At 69.9% G+C, this 22,901-nt stretch carries 19 protein-coding genes; 4 read left to right on the forward strand and 15 right to left on the reverse strand.

Features of this window, described 5'->3' with window-relative positions:
- A partial coding sequence (locus JHE00_RS32750) for a PucR family transcriptional regulator ligand-binding domain-containing protein (protein WP_200325766.1) occupies positions 1-304 on the reverse strand: 304 nt, incomplete at its 3' end.
- 141 nt (positions 305-445) lie between these two features.
- On the opposite strand from JHE00_RS32750, the gene JHE00_RS32755 reads away from it, so the two are divergent.
- On the forward strand, positions 446-1,186 hold the full coding sequence (locus JHE00_RS32755) for a FadR/GntR family transcriptional regulator (protein ID WP_307832215.1): 741 nt from the start codon (positions 446-448) through the stop codon (positions 1,184-1,186).
- A 97-nt stretch (positions 1,187-1,283) separates the two neighbouring features.
- On the opposite strand, the gene JHE00_RS32760 is transcribed toward JHE00_RS32755, so the two are convergent.
- Genes JHE00_RS32760 through JHE00_RS32780 form a run of 5 tightly spaced genes read right to left on the reverse strand, consistent with a single transcriptional unit; the run spans position 1,284 to position 6,641 of the window.
- The gene (locus tag JHE00_RS32760) at positions 1,284-2,204 is read right to left on the reverse strand and encodes an HpcH/HpaI aldolase/citrate lyase family protein (RefSeq protein WP_200325770.1); all 921 of its coding nucleotides are present in this window, start codon (positions 2,202-2,204) and stop codon (positions 1,284-1,286) included.
- A 1-nt stretch (position 2,205) separates the two neighbouring features.
- Positions 2,206-3,414, reverse strand: coding sequence for a CaiB/BaiF CoA transferase family protein (locus JHE00_RS32765; protein WP_230425441.1), 1,209 nt, complete (start codon positions 3,412-3,414; stop codon positions 2,206-2,208).
- Between the two features lie 17 nt (positions 3,415-3,431).
- Complete coding sequence (locus JHE00_RS32770) at positions 3,432-4,364, reverse strand: ketopantoate reductase family protein (protein ID WP_200325774.1); 933 nt, start codon at positions 4,362-4,364, stop codon at positions 3,432-3,434.
- A 34-nt stretch (positions 4,365-4,398) separates the two neighbouring features.
- Positions 4,399-5,169 carry an SDR family NAD(P)-dependent oxidoreductase gene (locus tag JHE00_RS32775; protein ID WP_372440525.1) on the reverse strand — a complete coding sequence of 257 codons (771 nt, stop codon included), beginning with the start codon at positions 5,167-5,169 and terminating at the stop codon, positions 4,399-4,401.
- 8 nt (positions 5,170-5,177) lie between these two features.
- Positions 5,178-6,641: an aldehyde dehydrogenase family protein gene (locus JHE00_RS32780; protein ID WP_200325778.1), complete on the reverse strand. Its 1,464-nt coding sequence runs from the start codon at positions 6,639-6,641 to the stop codon at positions 5,178-5,180.
- 242 nt (positions 6,642-6,883) lie between these two features.
- On the opposite strand from JHE00_RS32780, the gene JHE00_RS32785 reads away from it, so the two are divergent.
- Positions 6,884-7,570: a GntR family transcriptional regulator gene (locus JHE00_RS32785; protein WP_200325780.1), complete on the forward strand. Its 687-nt coding sequence runs from the start codon at positions 6,884-6,886 to the stop codon at positions 7,568-7,570.
- Between the two features lie 28 nt (positions 7,571-7,598).
- Here the strand turns inward: JHE00_RS32785 and JHE00_RS32790 are convergent, their stop codons facing one another.
- The 4 genes from JHE00_RS32790 to JHE00_RS32805 all read right to left on the reverse strand — a co-directional run bounded on the left by JHE00_RS32790 (position 7,599) and on the right by JHE00_RS32805 (position 12,474).
- Positions 7,599-9,824, reverse strand: coding sequence for an arylsulfatase (locus tag JHE00_RS32790; protein ID WP_200325782.1), 2,226 nt, complete (start codon positions 9,822-9,824; stop codon positions 7,599-7,601).
- Positions 9,821-10,801 carry an ABC transporter substrate-binding protein gene (locus tag JHE00_RS32795; RefSeq protein WP_200325784.1) on the reverse strand — a complete coding sequence of 327 codons (981 nt, stop codon included), beginning with the start codon at positions 10,799-10,801 and terminating at the stop codon, positions 9,821-9,823. Before JHE00_RS32795 ends, JHE00_RS32790 begins: the two co-directional genes overlap by 4 nt.
- A 93-nt stretch (positions 10,802-10,894) precedes the next feature.
- Complete coding sequence (locus tag JHE00_RS32800) at positions 10,895-11,749, reverse strand: ABC transporter permease (protein WP_200325786.1); 855 nt, start codon at positions 11,747-11,749, stop codon at positions 10,895-10,897.
- Complete coding sequence (locus tag JHE00_RS32805) at positions 11,746-12,474, reverse strand: ABC transporter ATP-binding protein (protein ID WP_200325788.1); 729 nt, start codon at positions 12,472-12,474, stop codon at positions 11,746-11,748. Before JHE00_RS32805 ends, JHE00_RS32800 begins: the two co-directional genes overlap by 4 nt.
- Positions 12,475-12,820: 346 nt before the next feature.
- Between JHE00_RS32805 and JHE00_RS32810 the strand changes: the two genes are divergently transcribed.
- On the forward strand, positions 12,821-13,726 hold the full coding sequence (locus JHE00_RS32810) for a Rossmann-like and DUF2520 domain-containing protein (RefSeq protein ID WP_200325791.1): 906 nt from the start codon (positions 12,821-12,823) through the stop codon (positions 13,724-13,726).
- 37 nt (positions 13,727-13,763) lie between these two features.
- On the opposite strand, the gene JHE00_RS32815 is transcribed toward JHE00_RS32810, so the two are convergent.
- Genes JHE00_RS32815 through JHE00_RS32835 form a run of 5 tightly spaced genes read right to left on the reverse strand, consistent with a single transcriptional unit; the run spans position 13,764 to position 20,337 of the window.
- Positions 13,764-15,194, reverse strand: a complete 1,431-nt coding sequence (locus JHE00_RS32815; RefSeq protein ID WP_230425442.1) for an amidase — start codon at positions 15,192-15,194, stop codon at positions 13,764-13,766.
- A complete protein-coding gene (locus JHE00_RS32820; protein ID WP_200325793.1) occupies positions 15,191-17,008 on the reverse strand; it encodes a dipeptide ABC transporter ATP-binding protein in 1,818 nt (605 codons plus the stop codon). Before JHE00_RS32820 ends, JHE00_RS32815 begins: the two co-directional genes overlap by 4 nt.
- The gene (locus tag JHE00_RS32825) at positions 17,005-17,865 is read right to left on the reverse strand and encodes an ABC transporter permease (RefSeq protein WP_372440526.1); all 861 of its coding nucleotides are present in this window, start codon (positions 17,863-17,865) and stop codon (positions 17,005-17,007) included. Before JHE00_RS32825 ends, JHE00_RS32820 begins: the two co-directional genes overlap by 4 nt.
- Positions 17,866-17,912: 47 nt before the next feature.
- A complete protein-coding gene (locus tag JHE00_RS32830; RefSeq protein ID WP_200325797.1) occupies positions 17,913-18,863 on the reverse strand; it encodes an ABC transporter permease in 951 nt (316 codons plus the stop codon).
- 1 nt (position 18,864) lies between these two features.
- Positions 18,865-20,337: an ABC transporter substrate-binding protein gene (locus JHE00_RS32835; protein ID WP_200325799.1), complete on the reverse strand. Its 1,473-nt coding sequence runs from the start codon at positions 20,335-20,337 to the stop codon at positions 18,865-18,867.
- 307 nt (positions 20,338-20,644) lie between these two features.
- Here JHE00_RS32835 and JHE00_RS32840 point away from each other — a divergent pair, with 307 nt between their 5' ends.
- Complete coding sequence (locus JHE00_RS32840) at positions 20,645-22,894, forward strand: sulfatase family protein (RefSeq protein WP_200325801.1); 2,250 nt, start codon at positions 20,645-20,647, stop codon at positions 22,892-22,894.
- The last annotated feature ends 7 nt before the right edge of the window (positions 22,895-22,901 follow it).

Raw genomic sequence — 22,901 nt, forward strand, 5'->3', positions numbered from 1 at the left:
GAGCGGCCTGCACCAGTCCTTCCGGCAGCTCCGACACATGCCGGCCGAGCTCGACGAGCAGCGCGGCGGCGCCGCTCGCGTGCAGCGACGCGACGTAGGCGCGAAAATCGGTGTCCGGTTCGGCCAGCACCACTCCGATCGAGAGCACGAGCTCACCACCGCTGAGCGTGCCCGCGACGTCGGCCAGCTCGCTCACGTGCACCCACCGGACCTCGCCATCGAGCGCGTCCGATCCCGCCCGCACCCGGGGCCTGCCCCGCGATACCTCGGGGAGCTCCAGGACCTCCCGCACCGTCAGCCGCACGATCTCAGCCTATGACCGCGTGGTGACTGGCGGGAATCCGTAGTCCCGAGCGGCAGGTATCGTGCGAAGGACGATCCGCCGCAACGGGCGACGGACGAGGGGAGCCAGGTGTCAGAGGCGGGATCCACCCCGAACGAACGAGTGTTTCAGCGCGTCGTCGACTACGTGCAGAACGCCGTCGCGAGTGGCGAGCTGCGGCCGGGTGACCGCCTTCCGAGCGAACGCGAGCTGGTGGAGAAGTTCTCGATCGGGCGCACCTCCGTGCGCGAGGCGCTCCGTGTCCTCGAGAACATGGAACTCGTCCGCTCTCAGCCACGAGACCACCGCGGTCCGCTCATCTTGCCTGTCTCCGTCGGTCCGGTGCGCCGGGGCATCTCGATGCTGGCCGCGGCGAAGGTCTTCTCCCTCGCGGAGCTCGTCCAGTTCCGCATGATCGCCGACGCCTCAGCCAACCTGCTCGCGGCCAGTCGCCGCACCCCGGAGCAGATCGTCGCGCTCGAGCGCAACATGGCGCGGATGCGGCAGGCCATGCCGCGCGGTTACGAGGCGTTCGGCCGGGCCGACATGGAGTTCCACGAGCTCATCGCCGACATCGGCGGCAACCAGCTGGTCCAGCTGTACGGCGGCGTCACCCGCGAGGCGATCGTGTCGCTGATCCAGGCGGCGGTGCGCGACGCCTCCGACCAGACCGCCCACATGCTGCAGACCATCCAGCACCATCGCGCGGTGTTCGACGCCATCTGCGATCAAGACGGGCCGCGGGCTTCCCGGTTGGCCCGCGAGACCCTCTACGCCTACTACGCCGACCATGTCGACGCCGAGGACCGGGAGATCATGGCCGAACTCGTCCGGGAATGCGGAGGACGGCTCCCCTCCGCCTAGTCCGCGGCTCCGCGTTCCCGCGCACCGCGGGAACGCGGAGAGCTGACGATCAGCCACCTCGGGCCCGGCGATCGGCATCGTTGCCGCCGCACCGCACTCAGCTCGCGGTGTTCTCCAGCAACCGCGCCATCGTCGAGACGGTCTCGGCGTGGCGCAGGTGGGCGGCATCGACGAGCATGCCGTCCACGCTGGTGGCTCCCTTGCCTGCCGCCTCCGCCTCGCGATACGCGGCGACGACCCGTCGCGCGTGCTCGATCTCCGCTGTCGTGGGCGCGAAAGCGGTGTTCGCCAGCTCGACCTGGCTCGGGTGGATCGCCCACTTCCCGACGTAGCCCATGGCCGCCGCCCGCTCGCACGCGACGCGGTAGGCGTCCGGATCACGGAAGTTCGGGAACGGGGCGTCGATCGCGGCGATCCCCGCCGAGCGCGCGGCGACGATGACCCGGGCACGGGCGTAGTGCCACATGTCCCCCGGGTAGTCGACGACCGGGTCGAAGTTGGTGTTCACCCGGGCTCCCTGGGAGGCCGAGAAGTCCCCCGCCCCGAAGATGACGGCCTCGAGGCGGTCGGACGACCGGACGATCTCCCCGACGTTCTCGAGTCCCTCGGTCTCCTCGATCAGCACCTCCAGCGCGATCCGCTTCCGCAGACCGAGGGTGTCCTCGAGCTGGGTGAGCAGAGTGTCGACCCACCAGACATCGCGGGCACGGCGCACCTTGGGGACGATGATCACGTCGAGAGCCTCACGGGCGCGGGTCACCGTCTCGATGACGTCGCCGTAGGCCCAGCGGGTGTCGATCGCGTTCATTCTGATGGCGCGCAGGGTGCGGCCCCAGTCGAGGTCGCGCAGCGCGTCGGCGGCCTTGCCCCGGGCACTTTCGCGCTCCGCGGGCGCGCAGGCGTCCTCCAGGTCGAGGAAGACCAGGTCGGCGTCCGAGGCCGCGGCCTTGGCGAACATCCCGTCGTTCGACGCGGGGGTGGCCAGCTCCGAACGGCGAGGCCTGGGCGTGGATGCCATGTCAGATCACTCCTTCGGTCCGCAGCGACGTCAGATCCTCGGCGGTCAGGTCGAGCAGCTGACCCAGCACTTCATCGGTGTGCGCGCCCAGCTCTGGGCCGAGGTGGTCGACGCGGCCCGGGGTCGCGGAGAGCATCGGGACCGGCCCCTGCACGGTCATCTCCCCCAGTTCGGGGTCGGCCATCCGCCGGTAGACGTTGCGGGCCCGCAGCTGCGGATCGGCCAGAAGCTGCTCCGCGTCGTAGACGGGTGCGGCCGCGACGCCGGCCTCTTCGAACACCGACATGGCGTCGTCGAGCGTGCGCTCGGCGACCCAGTCCGCGATCACCTTGTCGATCTCGGCGGCGTTGCGGAGTCGCTGCTGCGCCTCGGCGAACCGTGGGTCGGTGGTGAGGTCCTCCCGCCCCACGGCCCGCAGTGCGCGCATGGCGATGGACGGAGCGCTGCCCGACATCGCCAGCCAGCGGTCGTCCTTGGTGCGGTAGGTGTTGCGCGGAGCCGAGATGTCCCACCGGTTCCCGCTTCGGGCCGGGATCGTGCCGAGCTGGTCGTAGGTGAGGACGGGCTGCTCGAGCAGGCGCGCGAGCGGCTCGATGAGATTGACGTCGATGAGCTGGCCGGACCCGTCGTGGACGTCGCGGTGATACAGCGCGGCCAGCACGGCGTAGGTGGCGTTCAGCGCGGCCACCCCGTCGCCGAGCATGAACGACGGCAGCGTGGGCGGGCCGTCGGGCTGCCCCGTCATGTGCGCGAACCCGCTCATCGCCTCGCCGAGGGTGCCGAAACCGGGGCGGTCGGACTTGGGGCCCCCGGCACCGAAACCGGTGATGTGCACCATGACCAGTCGCTCGTTGGCAGCCGACAGCGACGCGTAGTCGATGCCCCAGCGCTCCATCGTGGACGGTCGCAGGTTCATGATCAGGACGTCGGCGCCCCCGGCGAGCTCGCGCAGGATGTCGCGACCGCGTTCGGTGCGCAGGTTCAGTGTGACCGACTTCTTGTTGCGCCCCAAGCTCTTCCACATGAGCCCGACGCCGTCCTTCTGCGTCCCCCATTGCCGGACGGCGTCACCGCCCTCCGGCTGCTCGATCTTGATCACCTCGGCGCCGAGCTCGCCGAGCCAGGTCGCGACGAGTGGTCCGGCGGCCAGCGAGGCCGCGTCGATGACGCGTAGGCCGGCGAGCGAATGTGGTGTGGCGGATGGGGACATGGTCATGCTCCTCATGGTCAGGCCGATCTCGGCAGGCGGGCGTCCAGGCGGCGGACCAGCGCCGCGACGACCTCGTTGTAGGGAGCCCGGAGCCCGGCGCGCTCAGCCTGCTCGGGAACCGCGCCGTTGATGACGTCGATCTCCGTGGGTCGGCCGGCCAGGACGTCGAGCAGCATGGACGGGCGGGCGTCGGGAATGGCCGAACCGAAGGTCCGCACGTATTCGACGGGATCGTCCATCGTCAGCCCGATTCCCTGGGCGCGGGCGGCGTTCCACGCCTCGGTGGCACAACCGGAGGCGATCTTCCAGGCCTGCTCGTCGGCGATCACCTCGCCGATCGTCAGCCCGGTGACGGCGCAGGTGCCGGAGAAGCACACATTGCAGATGAACTTCTCCCAGACCATCAGCTCGATGTCGTCGTAGGTCGACACCCGGAAGCCGGCGTCTGACCAGACCGACGCGATCCCGGCGAGCGTCGGGCTCACCGGGCCGTCCAGCTCGCCCATGTGCAGCATCTCCCAGCCCTCGTGCCGTACGTGGCCGGGTTCGGGGATGGACGCGCCGAACCCGCCGACGATTCCGACGGCCACGCCCGTGCGTCCGAGCACCCCGGCGATGCGCTCGGCGCTGCCGAGTCCGTTCTGAATGGTCAGCACGGTGGTGTTGTCACCGACGAGGTGCTTCGCCGAGGCCGCGGCCTCGACGACGTCGCGCGCCTTCGTGGCGATGACGACCAGTTCGCAGTCGCCGATGTCGGACACGTCGGTGGTCGCGTGCGGGTGGGCGACACGGTCACCGCTGGCGCCCTCCACTCGGAGACCGTTACGGCGGATCGCCTCGATGTGCTCCGCCCAGGTGTCGACCGCCCAGACCTCGTTGCCGGCGTCGGCCAGCAGGCCGGCGTAGACCGAGCCCATCGCACCGGTGCCCAGGATCGCGATCTTGCTCATGCCTGTCCTCTCTCATCGTCAGGTGTGGGTCGGATCAGGTCGGCGGGGTGAAGCGGCCGTCGACGGCGGTCCAGCCCCCGTCGACCGCGACGGTCGAGCCGGTGACGAAGCTGGCGGCCTCCGACGCGAGGAACACGACGGCGCCGGTCAGCTCCGAGGGCTGGGACCAGCGGCCGAGCGCCCCCTTGGTGGCGTAGGCGTCGTACCACTCCTTGTTGGCCTTGATCTGGTTGGTCAGCGGGGTTTCCACCACGCCGGGCGCGACGGCGTTGACGCGGACACCGGCCTCGCCGAACTCCACGGCGGCGGTCTTGACCAGTTGGATCGCGCCGGCCTTGGTCGCCGCGTACACCGACTGGCCGGGCTCCACCACGAAACCGCGGACCGAGGAGAAGACGACGATGCTTCCCGAACCGCGCTCGACCATCGCGCGGCCGAAGGACTGCAGCACCGTGAACGTGGCCTTGAGGTTGAGGCCGGTGACGCGGTCGAACTCCTCCTCGGTGTAGTCGAGCATCCGCTTGCGGACGTTCGTCGCCGCGGTGAGGACCAGGATGTCCACGTCGCCGAGGCTGCGGGCCGCGTCGCGCACGGCGGCTCCGTCGGTCACGTCCAGGCTGACCGCCTCACCGGACACGGCGGCCGCGGTCTGTTTGGCGACCTCGGGGTCCTTGTCGGCGCAGACGACGAACGCGCCGTGCGCGGCGAGAGCGAGCGCGACCTCACGGCCGATGCCGCCCGCCCCGATCAGGACGGCTCGCTTCCCGTCGAGCCGGAACAGGGTGCGGTAGGGGTTCTCGGTCATGTCGTTCCTCATTCCGGTCGGATGATGGCCATCCGGGTGACAGTCAGTTCCTCGATCGCGAACCTGGGGCCCTCGCGGCCGATTCCCGAGTCCTTCACACCGCCGTAGGGCATGATGTCGGAGCGAAATCCGGGAACCTCGTTGATCACGACACCGCCCACCTCCAGGTCCTCGATCGCGGCGAAGGCGGTCGCCAGTGAGCGCGTGAACACGCTCGCGTGCAGTCCGTACCGCGAGCGGTTCACCGCGTCGAGGGCACTGCGGAGATCGGGAGCGGAGCGGATCGCGACGACCGGCGCGAAGATCTCCTCGCACCACGCGTTCGCGTCCTCAGGCACGTCGAGCAGGATCGTCGGCTCGATCGTGCGGTCGACGACCCTGCCGCCGTGCAGGACCTTGGCACCGCCGGACTCGGCCTCGGCCACCCACCGGAGCACCCGCTCGGTCGCGGCACCGTTGATCAACGGCGCGACCCGGGTGCCGGGATCGCGCGGATCGCCGACCGTGAGCTCCCCTATCCGGCCGCTCAGCCTGGCCACGAACTCGTCGAGGACGGGCGCGCACACGATGACGCGCTGTACCGCGATGCAGGCCTGGCCGTTGAAGTAGAAGCCGCCTCGCAGCACGGCATCCGCCGCCTTGTCGAGATCGGCGTCCACGTCGACCACCAGTGCGGCATTGGAACCGAGCTCCAGCAGCACCTTGCGGGGCGCCGCGTCCCTGGCGATGGCGTGGCCGACCCCTGCCGACCCGGTGAACGAGACCGCGCCGATCCGAGGGTCGGTGGTCAGGCGGGCACCGACCTCGGGGGCTCCGGTGACGACCTGCACCATCTCGCTCGGCGCCCCGTGCCGTACCGCGGCGCGGCGCACGATGTCGGCGAGCCACAGGGTGCTCAACGGCGTTGCGGGGGCGGGCTTGCAGATCACGGGGCAGCCCGCCGCGATCGCGGGCGCGATCTTGTGGCTGGCGAGCAGCAGCGGGGCGTTGAACCCGGCGATGCCGATCACCAGGCCGATCGGCTTGCGCTGCCAGAAGCCGATCATGCCCGCTCCGGCCTCCTGGAGGTCCAGTGGCACGGTCTCGCCGTGCAGGTGCGCCACCTCCTCGGCTGTCGCCGACCAGGTGAACACGGTTCGCGCGAACTCGACGGCGCAGTCCGCCCTGGTCTTGCCGGTCTCACCGACCAGCAGGTCGACCATCTCGTCGCGGTGGGCGGCCAGCTCCGCCTCGACGTCGAGCAGGACGGCCCGGCGAACCGCAGAGCTCAGCTTCCCGGCCGGCCTGACCGCGGCGAGCCCGGCCTCCACGGCCGCTTCCGCATGGACGGTGGTGCCGACTGGCCCCGCGCCCACGACGGTGCCGTCGTAGGGGAACACCACCGGCTCGGTCTCGACGTCGGTCACCCAGCCGGGACCGATCGGCAGCCCGGCGGGCAGGCCGGGCGGTACGAGACTCGTTCTCGAGCTCATCAACTTTCCTCCGGACGGTATCGTCGCGAGTGCTGGTGGTCATGATCGGCGCTTCTGGTCGGACCAGCTTCCGCGACACTAGAGTGCACATTCCCGCGCGAGCTGGTCAAGCCACGATTGTTGTGAACTTGCCCTAGCAGGAATTATTCTGGATGGGACGCAAGCACGACGTGGCATCGACCTGGCGCCAGCGCGGCCACCGACCCAGTTGAATCGACTGTATCCAAAGATGAAGGCGGGCGATGTCCTCCGAACGCACACAGGCCTCACCGGCGACGAGCGTGCCCCTCGTCGAGGAGCTCGCCGCGGTCATCCGGGAGCGCATCTACACCCAGCGCTACGCGACCGGCTCCTGGCTGCGGCAGGAGCAGCTCTCGGCCGAGCTCGGCGTCAGCCGGACCCCGCTGCGAGAGGCTCTGCGCATCCTCGACCGCGAAGGGCTGATCCAGGTACACCCGAGCCAGGGCGCGCGGGTGATCACCGGCGACCTCCCGACCCTGCTCAAGGCCTATGAGCTGCGGGCCGTGATCGACGGTTTGGCCGCCAGGCTCGTGGCCGAGCGCAACGACCCCGCCAGTGGCCGCCTGCTCGGCCGCGCCATCGAGGCCCAGCTCGGCACTCTCGATCCGTGGGAGCCGCGGGAGTACACACAGTCTAATGTGGACTTTCACGAACACGTGCTGCACTTGTCCGAGAACGAGTTCCTCGTCAAACAGAGCGCGATCATACGGCTCACCGCTCAGGTTTTCGCACCGGTCGCACTGGTCGGCCCCGACGCCGCCCGGCGGGCCATCGGTGAGCACCGCGCCGTGGTCGACGCGATCGACGCCGGCGACGGCCCCGCCGCCGAGCGGCTCGCCAGGGCCCACATCGAGGCGACGATCACCCAGCTGCGCAGCCGCGAGGACGCGGCTCCGCCCGCTGAGTGATCGCGAAGGACCGCAGCGCTCGTCCCCGCTACTCCACGGCCTCGACGGCCTCGACCGCCGCAGGAGGCGGCGCGTGCCCGTCCCCCAGGTCGAACCGCACCGACAGGATCGTGCCGCTGAATTCGCCGTAGGGCCGCCGGTAGGTGTCGACGACTGGCGTCCCGTGGTCGCCGCCGACGTCCATGCCGTCGGACAGTGAGTAGAGGAACGGCACGGTCCGCGCCAGGTGGCCTTCCGCCGATGTGCTCCCGTCGATCCGGATCGCCACGTCGGCGGGCCCGCCGTATCCCTCACCGGAGTAGCCGACATCGAGTTCGACGAGCTGGCGCGCGCCACTGAGCCTCGACGCGGACCGCACGAAGGTCCGGTCGAGGCCGAGGTAGTTGTGGCAGTAGGTCACGAAGCCATCCTCGACATAGAGCACCCAGCCGCCGAATCGGCCACCCTGGGCGACCAGGACCCCGTCGCCGGTCGACTCGGGTGTGCCGCCTCCCTCGATCTCGACCGTGAGCCGGAACGACCGGTTCTTCACGTTGGGCGCCGCACCCTCACCGAGGCCCCACGCGGTGGCGGGAAGCTGTACGGAGCCTGCGCTCAGCAGGTCGTCGGGGCGCCCGGCGAGCTCGGGGAGAAACCGTTCCAGATGACGGTCGTCGAGCGGGTAGACGTTGTTCCGCTTCGCCTGGTCGTCGAACAGTTCGCGTAGCTCGGCGAGCTTCTCCGGATGCTGCCCGGCCACGTCGTCGCACTGGCTCCAGTCCCCCGGCGCGTAGAGCTCCCACACGTCGGCGTCGAAGTTCCCGCCCGAGCCAAGGCGCGCCTTCCAGGGGGTCGCGTGTTTGGCGCAGGCCCACCAACCGTCCGACCACACAGCCCGGTTGCCGTGCATCTCGAAGTACTGCGGCGGGTGGTCGTCGTCGCCGTCGCGCTCGAGCGTGCGCGCCATGCTGAATCCGTCGAACTCCTGGTCGCCTGCCGGCAGGTCGAGGATCTCGGCCAGCGTCGGCGCGACGTCGACGACGTGGTGCCACTGGGTCCGCAGCTGGCCTGCCGCCTCGATGCCGCGAGGCCAGTGCACGACCAGCCCCTGCCTGGTCCCGCCCAGGTGGGACGCGACCATCTTCGTCCACTGGAACGGCGTGTTCATGGCGTGTGCCCAGCCGACCGGGTAGTCGTTGTAGGCGTAGCGGGTGCCGAGTGTGTCGATCCGCGGCAGCATCTCGGCGGGGGTCGGGCGCTCGCCGTTGAGAGCGGCGTTCTCGTTCACGGCTCCGTCCACGCCGCCGGCGAACGCGGCACCGTTGTCGCCGAGGATGTAGAAGATCAGCGTGTTCTCCAGCTGACCGGTGGTACGCAGATGCTCGACGAGCCTGCCCACCTGAGCGTCGGTGTGCTCGGCGAAGGCCGCATAGACCTCCATGAACCTGGCTGACAGTCGCCGCTCGTCGGGCGACAGACTGCTCCAGGCCGGGATGTCAGCGGGTCGCGGGGTCAGCTGGGCGCTCGCCGGGATGACTCCGGCCGCCTTCTGCCGCTCGAAAGTGCGCTCACGGGCCACGTCCCAGCCGTCGTCGAACTCGCCACGGTAGCGGTGCAGCCACGAGTCGGGCACCTGATGCGGTGCGTGGGTGGCCCCGAAGGAGAGATAGACGAACGCGGGATCGTCGCGCTCCGGCGACATCCACTCCACCGCTCGGTCGACCAGGTCCTCACTGAGGTGATAGTCGGGACGCGCCGGGGGATCGACCGGCCGCGTCCCGTGGATCAGCGTCGGCTGGAACTGGTCGGTGTCCGCGGCGCAGAATCCGTAGAACTCGTCGAAACCCTCACCGGTGGGCCATCGGTCGAACGGCCCGGTGAGCGGGTTCGTCTCCCAGTCCGGGGTCTGGTGCCACTTGCCGAAGGCCGCCGTGCGGTAGCCGCCCCGCCGCATCAGCTGAGCCAGCGGCGTCGCCCCGTCCGGACGGACCGAGGAGTACCCGGGCACGGACACGGCGCGGTCGGTGATCGTGCCCATGTTGACCGCGTGGTGATTCCGGCCCGTCAGCAGCGCCTGGCGGGTCGGCGAGCAGAGCGCCGTCGAGTGGAACTGGTTGTAGGCCAGCCCGTTCGACGCCAACGTCTCGGCACAGGGCATCCGGCAGGGCCCGCCGAACGCGCTCGACGCTCCGAAGCCCATGTCGTCCAGGAGCACCAGGACGACGTTGGGTCGCCGGGCCCCCGCCGACGAGCCGCATCCGTTCGCGTGCGTCATTTCGAGTCCTCCTGGGCGGGGCTGTCGAAGGAATTCTTCGCGATCTCCACGAGATCGGCGAAGATCATGTCGTCCTCGGACGAGGCGGCCCTGTCGGTGACACCGAGTTCCGCCGATTTCGTGCTGTAGTCGAGCACGTTCTTCGGCTCGACGGTCCAGTTGATGTTCTTGACCGACTTGAGCAGCAGGTCCCGGTTCGAGTTCGGACCGAACAGCTCGGCGCTCACCAGATCCAGCGCCTGCTCCGGGTTGTCCTGTACCCAGCGAACCGCCCGGCCGAGCTGACGCACGAACGCCTCGGAGAAGGCCTGGTTGTCCTCCTTGAAGCCCTCCCGCGCGACGGGGCCGACACCCAGCAGGCCACCCGCGAACACGTCGTTCGACGTCAGCACCGCGTGCGCGCCCGCGCCCTCCTCCAGGTAGCGGCTGGGCGAGGTGGCCGTGTCGGCGTCGATCTGACCGGCCTGCAGCGCCTGCACCGCGCTCGGCGCGTCCAGGGTCACCAGTGACTCGTCCAAGGCATTGGGGTCGCCGAGATACTGCCGAGCCGCGATCTTGAGCATGAACGCCTGCGGCGAGTCCGGCGCGATCGTGCTGATCCGGGGTTTGCTCCTGGCGAGGTCCTCGAATGTCTTGATGCCGGGGTCCGACACCATCACGGCCGCGTCGAGGTCCGCGTTCGACATCATGTACTTCCAGTCCAGGCCCTTGGAGAGCCCGACGTTGAAGGCACCGATGCCGATCATCCCGATCTGGAGGTCTCCCGTGACCATGGCATCACGCAGCGCGGCACCGCTCGCCAGCTGTGTCCACTGCAGATCGACCTCGGGAACTTGCTCGGACAGCCAGCCTTTCTCCTTCATGACGAGAAGCGGGACGTACAGAACCGACTGCTGGTATCCGATCTTCACGGTCGACGGACCGCTGGCGCCGCCGCTGTCCGCGCAGCCGGAGAGCAGGGCCAGGCTCGCGAGCACGGCACCGAGCATTGCGAGCGGGCGCCGGCCCCTGGACCGTCGCCGACGAGGAAGGATGGACATCGTTGTTCTCCGTTTCGTCGTGCCCGGCGACTACGCCGAGGCCTGCATTCCCCAGCGGCGGACGGTGACGCGCTCGACAACGGCGAAGAGCCACTCGAGAAGGACCCCGACGACCGCGATGAGGACCAGGCCCGCGAAGAGGTTCGCGACCTCGAGGAAGAAGCGCTGCTGGTTGAGGTAGTAGCCGATGCCGCCACCCTGGCCGGAGGCGCCGAAGATCAGCTCGGCGCCCACGATGGTGCGCCAGCCGAACGCCCAGGCTGACCGCAGGCCCGCCAGGATGTAGGGCAGCGAGCCGGGAAGCAGCACCGCCACGGCCTCCCGTACCCCGCGCAGGCCGATGTTGCGGCTGACGGCTCGAATGGTGGGGCTGATCGTCTCGATACCGGTGCGCAGGTTGTAGGCGATCGGCCAGACGATGGCGTTGAGCAGCACGACGACGAGCGAGGTCGTCGAGATGCCGAACCACAGCATCGCCAGAGGGAGGATCGCCAGCCCCGGAATCGGGCTGAGAGTGGCGCCGAGGAGTGTGAGCACATCGGACCCGAACTGCGTCCACATCGCCCACATCGTCAGCGCGACCGCGACGAACGCACCGATGACGAAGCTGAGCCCGAGGATGCGCAGGGTGGTAAGTGTGGCTTGCGTGAGGGTCCCGTCGGCCAGTCCCGCCACGAGGTGCTCGGCGACATCGACGGGGCCGACGAACAGCAGCGCGTCGACACCGGAGAGGGAGACGTAGAGCTGCCAGGCCGCGATGGCGACGACGGTCAGGATACCGAGCCTCGCGGGAGTGGGCAGCGCTGCCCAGAAGCCCTTGCGGGCGCCGCTTCGCCGCGGCCGGGTGTGCCCACCGCCGCGCCGGCTGATCGTGGCCTGTGTCATGGCGTGCTCCCACCGTCCTCGTGGGCGTCGGTCAACAGCTCCTGAAGCCGCGCCTCGACCTGCTGCTGGTTCTCGTTGCGCCCGTCGACGCGCTCGATCGGCACCCGGCCGATGACCCGTGCCGGCTTTCCCCCGAGCACGATCACGGTGTCGCCGAGAAAGGCGGCCTCGTGGATGCTGTGGGTCACGAAGATGACCGTCGTGCCCAGAGCGGACGTGACCTCCCGGAACTGCTCCTGGAGCCGGCTGCGGGTCTGCGCGTCGAGCGCGCCGAACGGCTCGTCCATCAGCAGGACCTTGGGCTCGAGGGCCATCGCCCTCGCGATGGCCACGCGCTGCTTCATCCCGCCCGAGAGCTGGTGCGGGAACTTCTCGGTCGCCGCGTCGAGCCCCATCATCGACAGGTAGGACCGGGCCCGCTCGCTCGCGTCGGCCTTTCGGTGGCCGTTGATCGTCAGTGGATAGGCGACGTTGGCCAGGACTCGTTTCCACGGCAGGAGCTGATCGAACTCCTGGAACACGAACGCGCGATCCGGTCCAGGTCTGACCACCTCGACGCCACCGAGGCTGATGTGCCCGGCCGCGGGGGCATGAAAGCCACCCACGGCCCGCAGGAGCGTGGACTTCCCGCAGCCCGACGGGCCGAGGAGCATGCACCGCTCTCCCTTGGTGAGACTGAAATCGACGTCGCGGAGCACCGGCTCGGCGGACTCGCCGTAAGCCATGGCAACCCCAGCCACCTCGAGCAACGTGGTCTCGCCTACGTGACCGACCTTCTTTTGGTCAGACCAGGTAGCAGACATAACATCTCCCGTCTCCGCACCACAACGGTGTGATGCTCGCCATGAGCGCGGAATGTATAGCCAGGACAGAGACCACGTCAAGCAATTCGCTGGCTCCACAGACGCCTGACGGCCACCGCCACCACACCTGCGCCTGGGCATTCATAGACGCGGTTACGACGATTGGATACAGTTGCGCTCCCAAGCGCGGTTGCTTGGCGGGGAGCTCCGTTTTCGCTGCTCGCCCCGCCCGGTCGCCGGGCGACGAGCGACCGACTGCGAGGTCCGCATGCCCGATCGAGACCACAGCCCGGTGACCAGTGACGTCCGGCCGATCGGCCTCATCGGGACGGGACGGGTGGGCCGGGCACTCGGCACCGCCTTCGCCGCCGCGGGCCGGACCATCAGCCGGACGTGGGACGTCGACGCCGGATCGGCCCGATCGGCCGCGGACTCGCTCGGCGCCGTCGCGGCTCCGGACCTGGCGGCGCTCGTCTCGTCGTCGGACACGCTGGTCTTCGCCGTCCCCGACGACGCATTGGCGGCGACGGTCGATGCGGCCGCCGCGGTGCTCACCGGGCGCACCGTGTTCGCCGTCCACGTCTGTGGGCGCCACGGCGCCGGGATGCTGGCTCCGCTCGCCGCGGCCGGCCTGGCGACGGCCGCACTGCACCCCGTGTCCGCGTTCGTGGGTGACGTCGCGACCGACGTCGCGGCTCTGGGCAGGGCGACGTTCGCCGTCACCGGGCGGCCGGAGGGAACCAGGCGGGCCCGCGAGCTGGTCTCGGGGATCGGCGACCGCGTGCTCGCCGTGGCGGAACAGGATCGCGCTCTGTACCACGCGGCACTGGCGCACGGCAGCAACCTGCTCGTCTACCTGGTCCACCAGGCGACGGTCGCGCTCCTGCGGGCGGGGGTCCCCGATCCCGCCCCGGTGCTGGCGCCGCTACTCAGGACGGCGCTGGAGAACTCGATCGAGCTCGGCCTCGGCGCGGCGACCGGCCCGCTCGTGCGCGGGGACGTCGGGACCGTCGGCGAGCACGTCGCTGTCCTCGAGCAGGCGGCGCCGGAGCTGGTACCGACCTACCGTGCGCTGTCCGGCTATGCCCTCGACGCCGTCGACGCCGTCGTCGAGCGCCCGGCGGATCGCCGGGCGCTCCAACGGATACTCGACGGACCCGAGGACCGGCCTTGACCGGTTCCCGGGCTCCGGCGCTGATGCGACGACGCCCTCAGAGCGGCCACTCGGGCACGGCGGCCGGCGGTCGGGCCTGCTCGTACCAGCGCGCGACGCGCAGCAGCTCCACATCGGCGAATCGGCGGCCCGCGAGCTGAACACCCACGGGACGTCCGTCCTCGAGAAAGCCCGCGTTCACGGTCGCGGCCGGCATGTCAGCGAAGTTGTACGGCGCGGTGAACGCGATGTGATCGAGGGCCGTGATCGGGTCGTTCGTCGGCGAGTGGTGGTGCGCCGGAAAGGCCGCCACCGCCGCGATCGGCGAGAGTACGACGTCGAAAGCACGGGTTGCCGCCGCGGTGACAGCCCGCAGTTCCTGCACGGCGGAGAAGGCGGCGAACGCTTCGGCCCCGCTCCGGTCGGCACCCCCGAGCGCCCATTCTCGGATGTAGGGCAGCACCCGGGCCCGGCGCTCGGCCGACAGCGCACGCAGGTCGCTCGAGGACCGAATTCGCAGGAAAAGATCCAGCTGGCGCAACAGGTCCGGGGTGACGAAGGGCGGGAGCTCCTCGACATCGGCGCCCGCCCGCTCGAACGTCCGGGCCACCTCCCGCACGATCGCGGCGACGGCGGGATCGGTGGGGATTCCGGCGCCCGCGTCGGTGTGCACCGCGACGCGCAGCCCGGCCACCGTCTTCTCGGTCAGCGGCGAGCCGGCGACGAGGTGCCAGGCGTCGGCCCCGAGCGGAACCCTCGTGTGGTCGCGGTCGAGTGGATCCGGCCGGGCCAGCACCTGCATCGCCGTGGCGACGTCGTCCACGGTCCGGGCCAGCGGGCCGACCACTCTCCCGAGGTAGGGCGGGTCGACCGGAACGATGCCGAAGGTCGGCTTGAGCGAAGCCAGGCCCAGCCAGCCGGCCGGCAGCCGGATCGAGCCACCGATGTCGCTGCCCACGTGGATGGGGCCGAACCGCGCCGCCGCGGCCGCGGCGGCGCCTCCGCTGGAACCACCGACGGTCCAGCCCGGATTCCACGGGCTGCGGCTGATGCCGTGCAGGCTCGACACCCCGGACGAGAGCATCCCGTAGTCCGGCATGACCGTCTTGCCGAGCCTCACGGCGTTGGCCGCGTCGGTGGTCAGTGCCGTCGGACCGGCCACGGTCTGCGGCGGCGCATCCTCATAGGCCGCCGTACCCGAGGTGAGGGGAGCGCCCACCGTGGCGATGTTCTCCTTGAGCGTCAACGGCACGCCGTCGAGCTCCCCGAGCGGCTCACCGGCGGCCCAGCGCCGCGCACTCGCGATCGCCTGCCGCCGCGCGGTGTCCGTCTCCCGGTGGGAGAAGGCGTTCAGATCCGGTTCGTGCTGTTCGACGCGCCGCAGTACCGCGTCGAGCACCTCGACCGGTGAGAAGCGGCGCTCGGCATAGCCGGCGCGCAGCTGCGCCGCGGACAGATCGACGAGTTCGGTCCCGGTGATCGAGGTCAACGATCCTCTCCTGTCACAACGGTGGTGCGGGCGTACTTCAGTGTGGGCGTGGCCGACACGAGGTCGGCGGTGAACCGGTGCCGGGGCGCCGCATAGAGGTCCGCGGTCCCCCTGGACTCCACGATCTCGCCGGACGACATGACCAGCAGCGCATCGCAGACGTGCCTCACCACGCCCAGATCGTGGGAGATGAACAGCAGCGTCAGGTCGTACTGGTCCGACAGATCCGCGATGAGGTTGAGCACCTGGGCCCGCACCGACACGTCGAGCGCGGAGACCGGCTCGTCCGCGATGAGGATCCGCGGCCGCGTGATCAGCGCACGCGCGATGGAGATGCGCTGGCGCTGCCCGCCGGAGAACTGGTGCGGGAAACGGGTCAGCGCATCGTCGTCGAGCCCGACGGCCGCGAGCACCTCGCGCGTCCGCTCGGCCGCTTCCGCCCGCCCGACCCCGCGCAGCGGCTCGGACACGATGGCCGACACCTTCATCCGCGGGTCGAGCGAGCTCATCGGGTCCTGAAAGACCACCGCGACGTCCTCGCGGAGCCGGCGCAGCTCGGCCCGTGAGGCACGGCCCAGGTCGGTGCCGCCCACCTCGATCCCGCCCGCGGTCGCCTTGTCCAGCGCGGCCACGATCCGCAACAGCGTCGACTTGCCGGATCCGGACTCGCCGACGATCCCCAGCTTCTGCCCTTCGACGACGTCGAACGAGACCGCCCGCAGCCCATGCACGCCCTCCCCGCGGTGCCCGCCGCGCGACCCGGGGTACACGCGGCTCAGGCCCCGCGCCCTGATCAACGGCACCGTGTCGGACGGCGCGGGGTTGAAGACCTGAGCGGATGGCGACCCGCCCTCCCCCGGATCGAGCACGAGGTGCGGTGAGGCGGCCACAACGGGACGCTGCCCCGCCGAGGGGCGTTCCTCGGACCCACCGGGCGCAGAGCCAGGCTCGGAGTCCGGCGCGGAGTCCACCGTGACCAACCGGCCGCGACCGTCGGCCGCATTCAGGTCGGACGCCGCGAGCAGCGCCTTGGTGTAGGAATGCTGCGGAGCGGCGAAGACCGTCTCGGTGGCGCCGTGCTCGACGATGTGGCCGTGCCGCATGACGGCGACCCGGTCCGCCACCGACGACACGACGGCCAGGTCGTGACTGATGAACAGCAACGCAGTGTCCCGGTCTCGGACCAGGTCGGAGATGATGTCCAGTACCTGGGCCTGCACGGTGACATCGAGCGCGGTGGTGGGCTCGTCGCAGATCAAGAGGGCGGGATCGTTGGCCAGCGCCATGGCGATCACGACGCGCTGCCGCTGCCCGCCGGAGAGCTGGTGAGGGAAGGCGCGTGCCACGCGGTCGGGGTCCGGGACCTTGACCTGCGCCAGCAACTCGAGCACCGCCCTCCTCGCCGACCGCCGGTCCGGAACGGTCCGGTGCCTCAGCATGGTCTCGGCGATCTGCGCCTCGATCCGCATCAGCGGGTTCAGGGCGGTCATCGGCTCCTGGAAGACGATGGACGCGATCCGCCCGCGCGCCGCGCTCAACGTGGAGTCCGAGCAGTCGAGCACGTTCCCGTCGACACCCGCGATGCGCACATCGCCCCGGGCGCTCAGCTGCTCGTCCAGCAGCCCGAGAAGCGCGTAGGAGCTGATCGACTTGCCACTGCCCGACTCGCCGATGAGCCCGACGCGCTCCCCCGGGGCGATGTCGAGGTCGATTCCATGGACGAGGGTGCCGGTGGCCGCGTCGATGCGCAGATCACGGATCCGCACGGTGGGCGCGGCCGCCTGCGGCGGGGGCGCTGTCGGTGTGGCGGTCATCGGGCTCCCCCCGCTCGCGGGTCAAGGCGGTCACGCAATCCGTCGCCCAGCAGGTTCAGGCCGAGCACGGTCAGCGCGATCGCGATGCCCGGCCACAGCACGAGCATGGGGTGGTCGAAGAGGTAACTCTGGCCTTCCTGCAGCATCCGGCCCCAGGACGGTGTGGGCGGCGTGGTGCCGAACCCGAGATAGGACAGCGCCGCCTCGGCCAGCACAGCGATCCCGAACGCCACCGACGACTGGACGATCACGAGGCCGGCGATATTGGGCAGCACGTGCCGGGTGGCGATCCAGAATGGACCACGGTTCGCCGCACGGGCTGCGACCACGTACTCGCGGGACATGATCTGAAGAGTGCCGCTGCGGGACACGCGGGCGAACGAGGGCGCGGCGCTGATCCCCAGCGCGATCACCGCGGTCGTCGTGCCCGCGCCCCACACCGCGCCGAACACGATCGTCAGCAACAGCGCGGGAAAGGCGAGCGCGACGTCGGTCGCTCGCATGAGGACCTGGTCGACCCAGCCGCCCCGCATGCCGGCCAGCACCCCGACGGGCACACCGATCACCATGGCGATGACAACGGCCGCGACACCCACGAGGAGGCTGATCCGCGCGCCGTACATCAGCAGGCTCACCACGTCCCGCCCGTACAGGTCGGTGCCGAGCGGGTGCGCGGAGGTCATTCCGAGCAACCGCCCGGCCGGGTTCACCGGGATGGGGTCGTACGGAGTCCACACCAGCGACACCAGCGCGAGCAGGACCACCAGTACGACGATCGTCCCGCCCGTCACCAGATTGCCGCTGCCGCCGCGCCACGAGCGCCGTCGGCGGCCGGTCGCGCCGGATTCGGACGACACCGCGGGCCGACGCTCCTCAGCACGTGCGTGCGGGGGTGCGCTTCCAGTCATGACGAGGCCTCTCTGAGTCGAGGGTCGACGACTGTGTAGAGCACGTCGACGACCAGGTTGATCAGGAGCACGGCGGTGACGACGACCATGACGATCCCCTGCACGGCCAGCATGTCCCGGTTGGCTGCCTTCTCGAGCAACATGGAACCGAGTCCGTTGATCACGAAGACTTTCTCGACGACGACGGCGCCGATCAGCATGTGACCCAGCTGCACCCCGGAGATGGTGAGCACCGGGATGGCCGCGTTGCGAAGACCGTGACGGACCAGGGCCTCGGGCGCGGTGAATCCCTTGCCGCGGGCCGTGCGGAGGTAGTCCTCCTGCATGACGTCGAGCACCGAGGACCGCACATAGCGCGAGATCACCGCGGCCTGCACGAACCCGAGGGCCACCACCGGCAGCAACAGGTGCGCCAGCGTGGATCCGAGACCCTCGTCCGGTCGTGCCCAGCCACCCGCCGGGAGCCAGCGCAACTGCACCGCGAACACGGTGATGAGCAGCAGTCCCGCGAGGAACGCGGGAACCGCGATGCCGACCTGGCTGAGCGCGCTGAGCAGGACCCCGTCCGGCCGCTTGCGCCGCACAGCCGCCACCACACCGAGCGGTACGGCGATGATGAGCGCCACCGCCATTCCACACAGGACCAGCACGGTCGTGATCCCGAGCCTGCTGAGCAGCTCTGCCCCGATGGGGGCGTTCGTCACCGGCGACGTCCCGAAGTCACCGGCCAGCAAGCCACCGATCCAGTCCAGGTACTGCACGAGCAAGGACTGGTCCAGTCCCATCGCCGCCCGCTGCGCGGCGAGCGCCTCGGGAGTAGCCGTGACACCGAGGGCGACCTGGGCGGGATCACCCGGGACCACGGACAGCAACAGGAAAATGATCAGGGACGCGACGAACACGGTGAGCAGGAAGACGCCGATGCGGCGTCCGATGGAGAGGATCATGTCAGCTCCCGCCGTCGGTACGGGAAAGTCGGGTGAGGTCGATGGACTCCGACGACGCATTGGTCGGCACTCCCGTCACCCGGTCCGAGAGAATGTCGATCCAGTCGGTCAGGTAGAGAAAGCCCGCGGCCGCGTCGTCGGCGATGATCCGCGCGTACCGCCTCATGCCCGCGGCGTAGTCCTCCGGCGGCCCGGAGCGCGCCTCCGCCAGTACGGCGTCGGCCTGTGCATTCTGGTAGCCGAAGTAGTAGTTCGGGTTCGAGAACTGCCGAATGTCCTGTGGCTCGGCGTGAATGATCACGGCCAGTTGATAGTCGTGTGAGGTCAGCACCTCACCGAGCCACACCGCGGGGAACTCCAGGATTCGCATGTCCACCCGGAAGCCGGCAGCCTCCAGATAGGACTGGACGGTCTGCCCGGTTCGAACGTACTGCGGCAGATTCGGCACCTTGAACGAAATGGTGGGATGCGGCGTCCCGGCCTCCGCGAGCAGCTGGCGGGCTCGTTCCGGATCGTAGGGGTACGGCTCGGGCCGATCCTCGTACCAGGGGTCGGTCGGCGGTACCATCGACGAGATCATGGTCCCGCGCCCTTCGGCCGCGACGGCCCGCACGCCGTTCGCGTCGATCGCGTGGATCACCGCCTGCCGGACCCGCTTGTCGTCGAAGGGCGCGGTTCGGTTGTTCATCGACAGGACCATCTCGCCGTTCGTCGTCCCCGTGGTGACCCGGAAGGCGGGTGTGTCGTCGAACTGGGGCAGCAACTGAGGGGCGTCGACACCCAGCGCCGCGTCCGCCCCACCGGTCATCAGTGCGTTCGTCTGCGCCGTGGGGTCGGTGTAGTAGTCCAATGTGATCCGGCGCAGCGGCGGCGGGCCGCCCCAGTAGTCGTCGTTGGCGACCAGCCGCATGGTGGCGCCGGGATCGTAGCTCTCCACGACGTAGGGGCCGGTGCCGTTGGTCCGCGTGGTCAGCCGGTCCACGTCGTTCTCGGGGTAGATCGTGCCCGGCCGCGTCGCCAGGGTGGTGAGCAGAGCGTTGTCCGGCTCAGCGATCCGGATGCGCACGACATCGGGTGCCACGACCTCGGTCGCCGTGATTCCGGACAGGTTCTTGGCGACACCGTTGGTCCACTCCGGCAACCGGTCGAAGCTGAACTTCACGTCGTCGGCGGTCATGGGCCGCCCGTCCGAGAACCGAACACCGTCCCGGAGTTCGAAGGTGTACGCGGTCCGGTCCGCGCTCACCGTCCAGGACTCGGCGAGCAACGGTTGGATACGACCCTCGTCGTCGACCTTCACGAGCGTCTCGTAGACGTTGTAGAGCAACGCCTGAGCGATCGAGGCGCCGGCGTCGCGGGTGTAGTCGAGGTGCGCGGGCGCCCGGCTCAGCGCGATCGTCACCTCGCCGGGCGCGGACGCCGACGGTGCGGGACCCACGGCGCATCCCGCCAACGGCAGCATGAGCGTGAGCACGAGAAGGACGATGTTCCGCCGCCGTTTTCCCCTGATCGACCCGGGGGCGCGGCGTCCCCGCGCAGACGTGGGGCGCGCAGGCGCTCGGTTCATAGCGCGGCTCCTTCGCTGGGACTGCGTCGGTCGGACCTCGTGGGGGGCGGATGTGTCGTGCGTCATCCTGGTTACTGGTCTTACCAGCTGCCCCGTAAGCTAGCCCACACCGTCCGGGCTGTACAGAAAAAACTGCCGACCGATGCGGATAGCCAGACCCCGTCGGGGGCTCGTGCGCCGGACGTCGAGAAGCGTCGATGTGGAGAGGTGGGCGATGAACGCCAGCCGACTGGAACCGTCATTCGCCGGGGTCATCGGGCGGACCCATTACGACTCTCGCCCGGACTGGCCGGCGCCGAAAGCGCTGCCCGAGGGCACGCCGAACGTCGTGTTCGTGGTTCTCGACGACGTGGGCTACTCGGACCTGGGCTGCTTCGGTTCCGCGCTCCGGACCCCCGTGATGGACGGGCTCGCCGCGAACGGCGTGCGCTTCACGAACTTCCACACCACCCCGCTGTGCTCGCCGACCCGCGCATCGCTGCTCACCGGACGCCACCACCACAGCGTCGGCATGCGGATGCTGTCCAACTTGGATACAGGCTTTCCCAGCGGCCGCGGCCGTGTCTCCACATCGGCCGCCACCCTCGCCGAGATGCTGCGGCCCGCGGGCTTCAGCACGATGTGCGCCGGCAAGTGGCACCTCACGCCAGGTGAGCAGACCTCCGCGGCAGGCCCCTTCGACCAGTGGCCGCTCGGGCGCGGTTTCGAGCGCTACTACGGCTTCATCGACGCGGAGACCGACAGCTTCTACCCGGAACTGACCAGGGACAACACTCACGTCGACCAGCCTCGGACACCGGCCGAGGGCTATCACCTGTCCGCCGACATCGTGGACAACGCGATCACCTTCGTCACCGACCAGACGTCGATCACTCCCGAGAAGCCGTTCTACCTGCACCTGGCTTTCGGGGCCGCGCACGCTCCCCACCAGGCACCACAGGAGTTCCTGGAGGCGCAGCGCGGCCGCTTCGACGAGGGCTGGGATGCCGAGCGGGCCCGCCGGCTCCGCCGCCAGATCGAGCTCGGCCTGCTGCCCGAGGGCACCGAAGCGGCCCCGCGCAACGAGGGTGTCCGGCCGTGGGACGAGCTCGGCGACGACGAGCGTCGGCTCGCCTGCGCGCTGCAGGAGGCCTACGCGGCGATGGTCGAGCACACCGATCACCAGCTCGGTCGCTTCATCGAGCACCTGCGTGAGCTCGGAAGGCTCGACAACACCGTCCTCGTCCTGCTGTCCGACAACGGCGCCAGCCCCGAGGGCGGCGCTCACGGCTGCCTGAACACGACCGCCTTCCAGAACGGGATCCCGGAGGACGTCGAGGAGAACATCCGGCGCATCCCGACGATCGGGACCGCACTGTCGCAGACCAACTATCCCTGGGGCTGGGCACAGGTCAGCAACACCCCGTTCAAGTGGTACAAGCAGTACACCCACGAGGGCGGTGTACGGACGCCGCTCATCGTGCACTGGCCCGACGGCGGGTTCGACCGCGGCGGAGTGCGGCATCAGTTCCAGCACGTCGTGGACGTCCTGCCGACCGTGCTGGGGTTCGTCGGCGTCCCGGTGCCCACGACACTGGGCGGAGTGGATCAGATGCCCGTCCACGGTGCCGACATGGCCGGCGTGCTGCGTCGCGCGGACGCCCCGGGCGAGCGCCGCACCCAGCACTTCGAGATGTTCGGCCACCGGGCGATCTGGCACGAGGGCTGGAAGGCCGTCGCCCGCCACACGCGCGGGGCGCCGTACGAGGACGACGTCTGGGAGCTCTATGACACCGCCGCCGATCCCACCGAGCTCCACGACCTGGCGGGCCGGCATCCCGAACGCGTCGCGGAGCTGGAGCGGGTGTTCTGGCAGCAGGCCGAGCGGTACGAGGTCCTACCGCTCGACGACCAACGCTTCGCCGTGCGCGCCAAGGTTCCGCACGCGGGCTCACCGCGGATGCGCCGTCGGTTCGTCTACCACGCCGGGATGAGCCACGTCCCGGTCATGGTCGCCCCGCCGACGATGGACGTCAGCCACGACATCACCGCTGTCGTCCGGCACCGGGAGGTCACCGATGACGGTGTGCTGGTCGCGCTCGGCGGGGTGAGCAGCGGCTACGTCCTGTACCTCCAGTCGGGTCACCTCCTGTACGAGTACAACCACGTCGGCACCCGATACGAGCTGCGTTCCGACCGGCCGGTGCCGGCCGGGCCCAGTGAGCTGGGGTTCCGTTTCCGGCGGACCGGACCGCGCGAGGGGGTCGGCCAGCTGCTGATCGACGGCGCGGTCCGCGACGAGCTGCCGTTCCCGGCGGTGCTGCCCGACTTCCTCGGTTTCGAAGGGCTCGACGTCGGCAAGGACGCCGGGTCACCGGTGAGCACCCGCTACCAGGGCCCGTTCCCCTTCACCGGCGACCTGGCACGGATCGTGTTCGACCTGCCGGAAGGACCGCCCGGAGTGCTGCCCGAGCGCCTCGACTAGTCACCGG

The organism is Prauserella cavernicola, from assembly GCF_016595675.1.
Lineage (GTDB): Bacteria > Actinomycetota > Actinomycetes > Mycobacteriales > Pseudonocardiaceae > Prauserella_A > Prauserella_A cavernicola.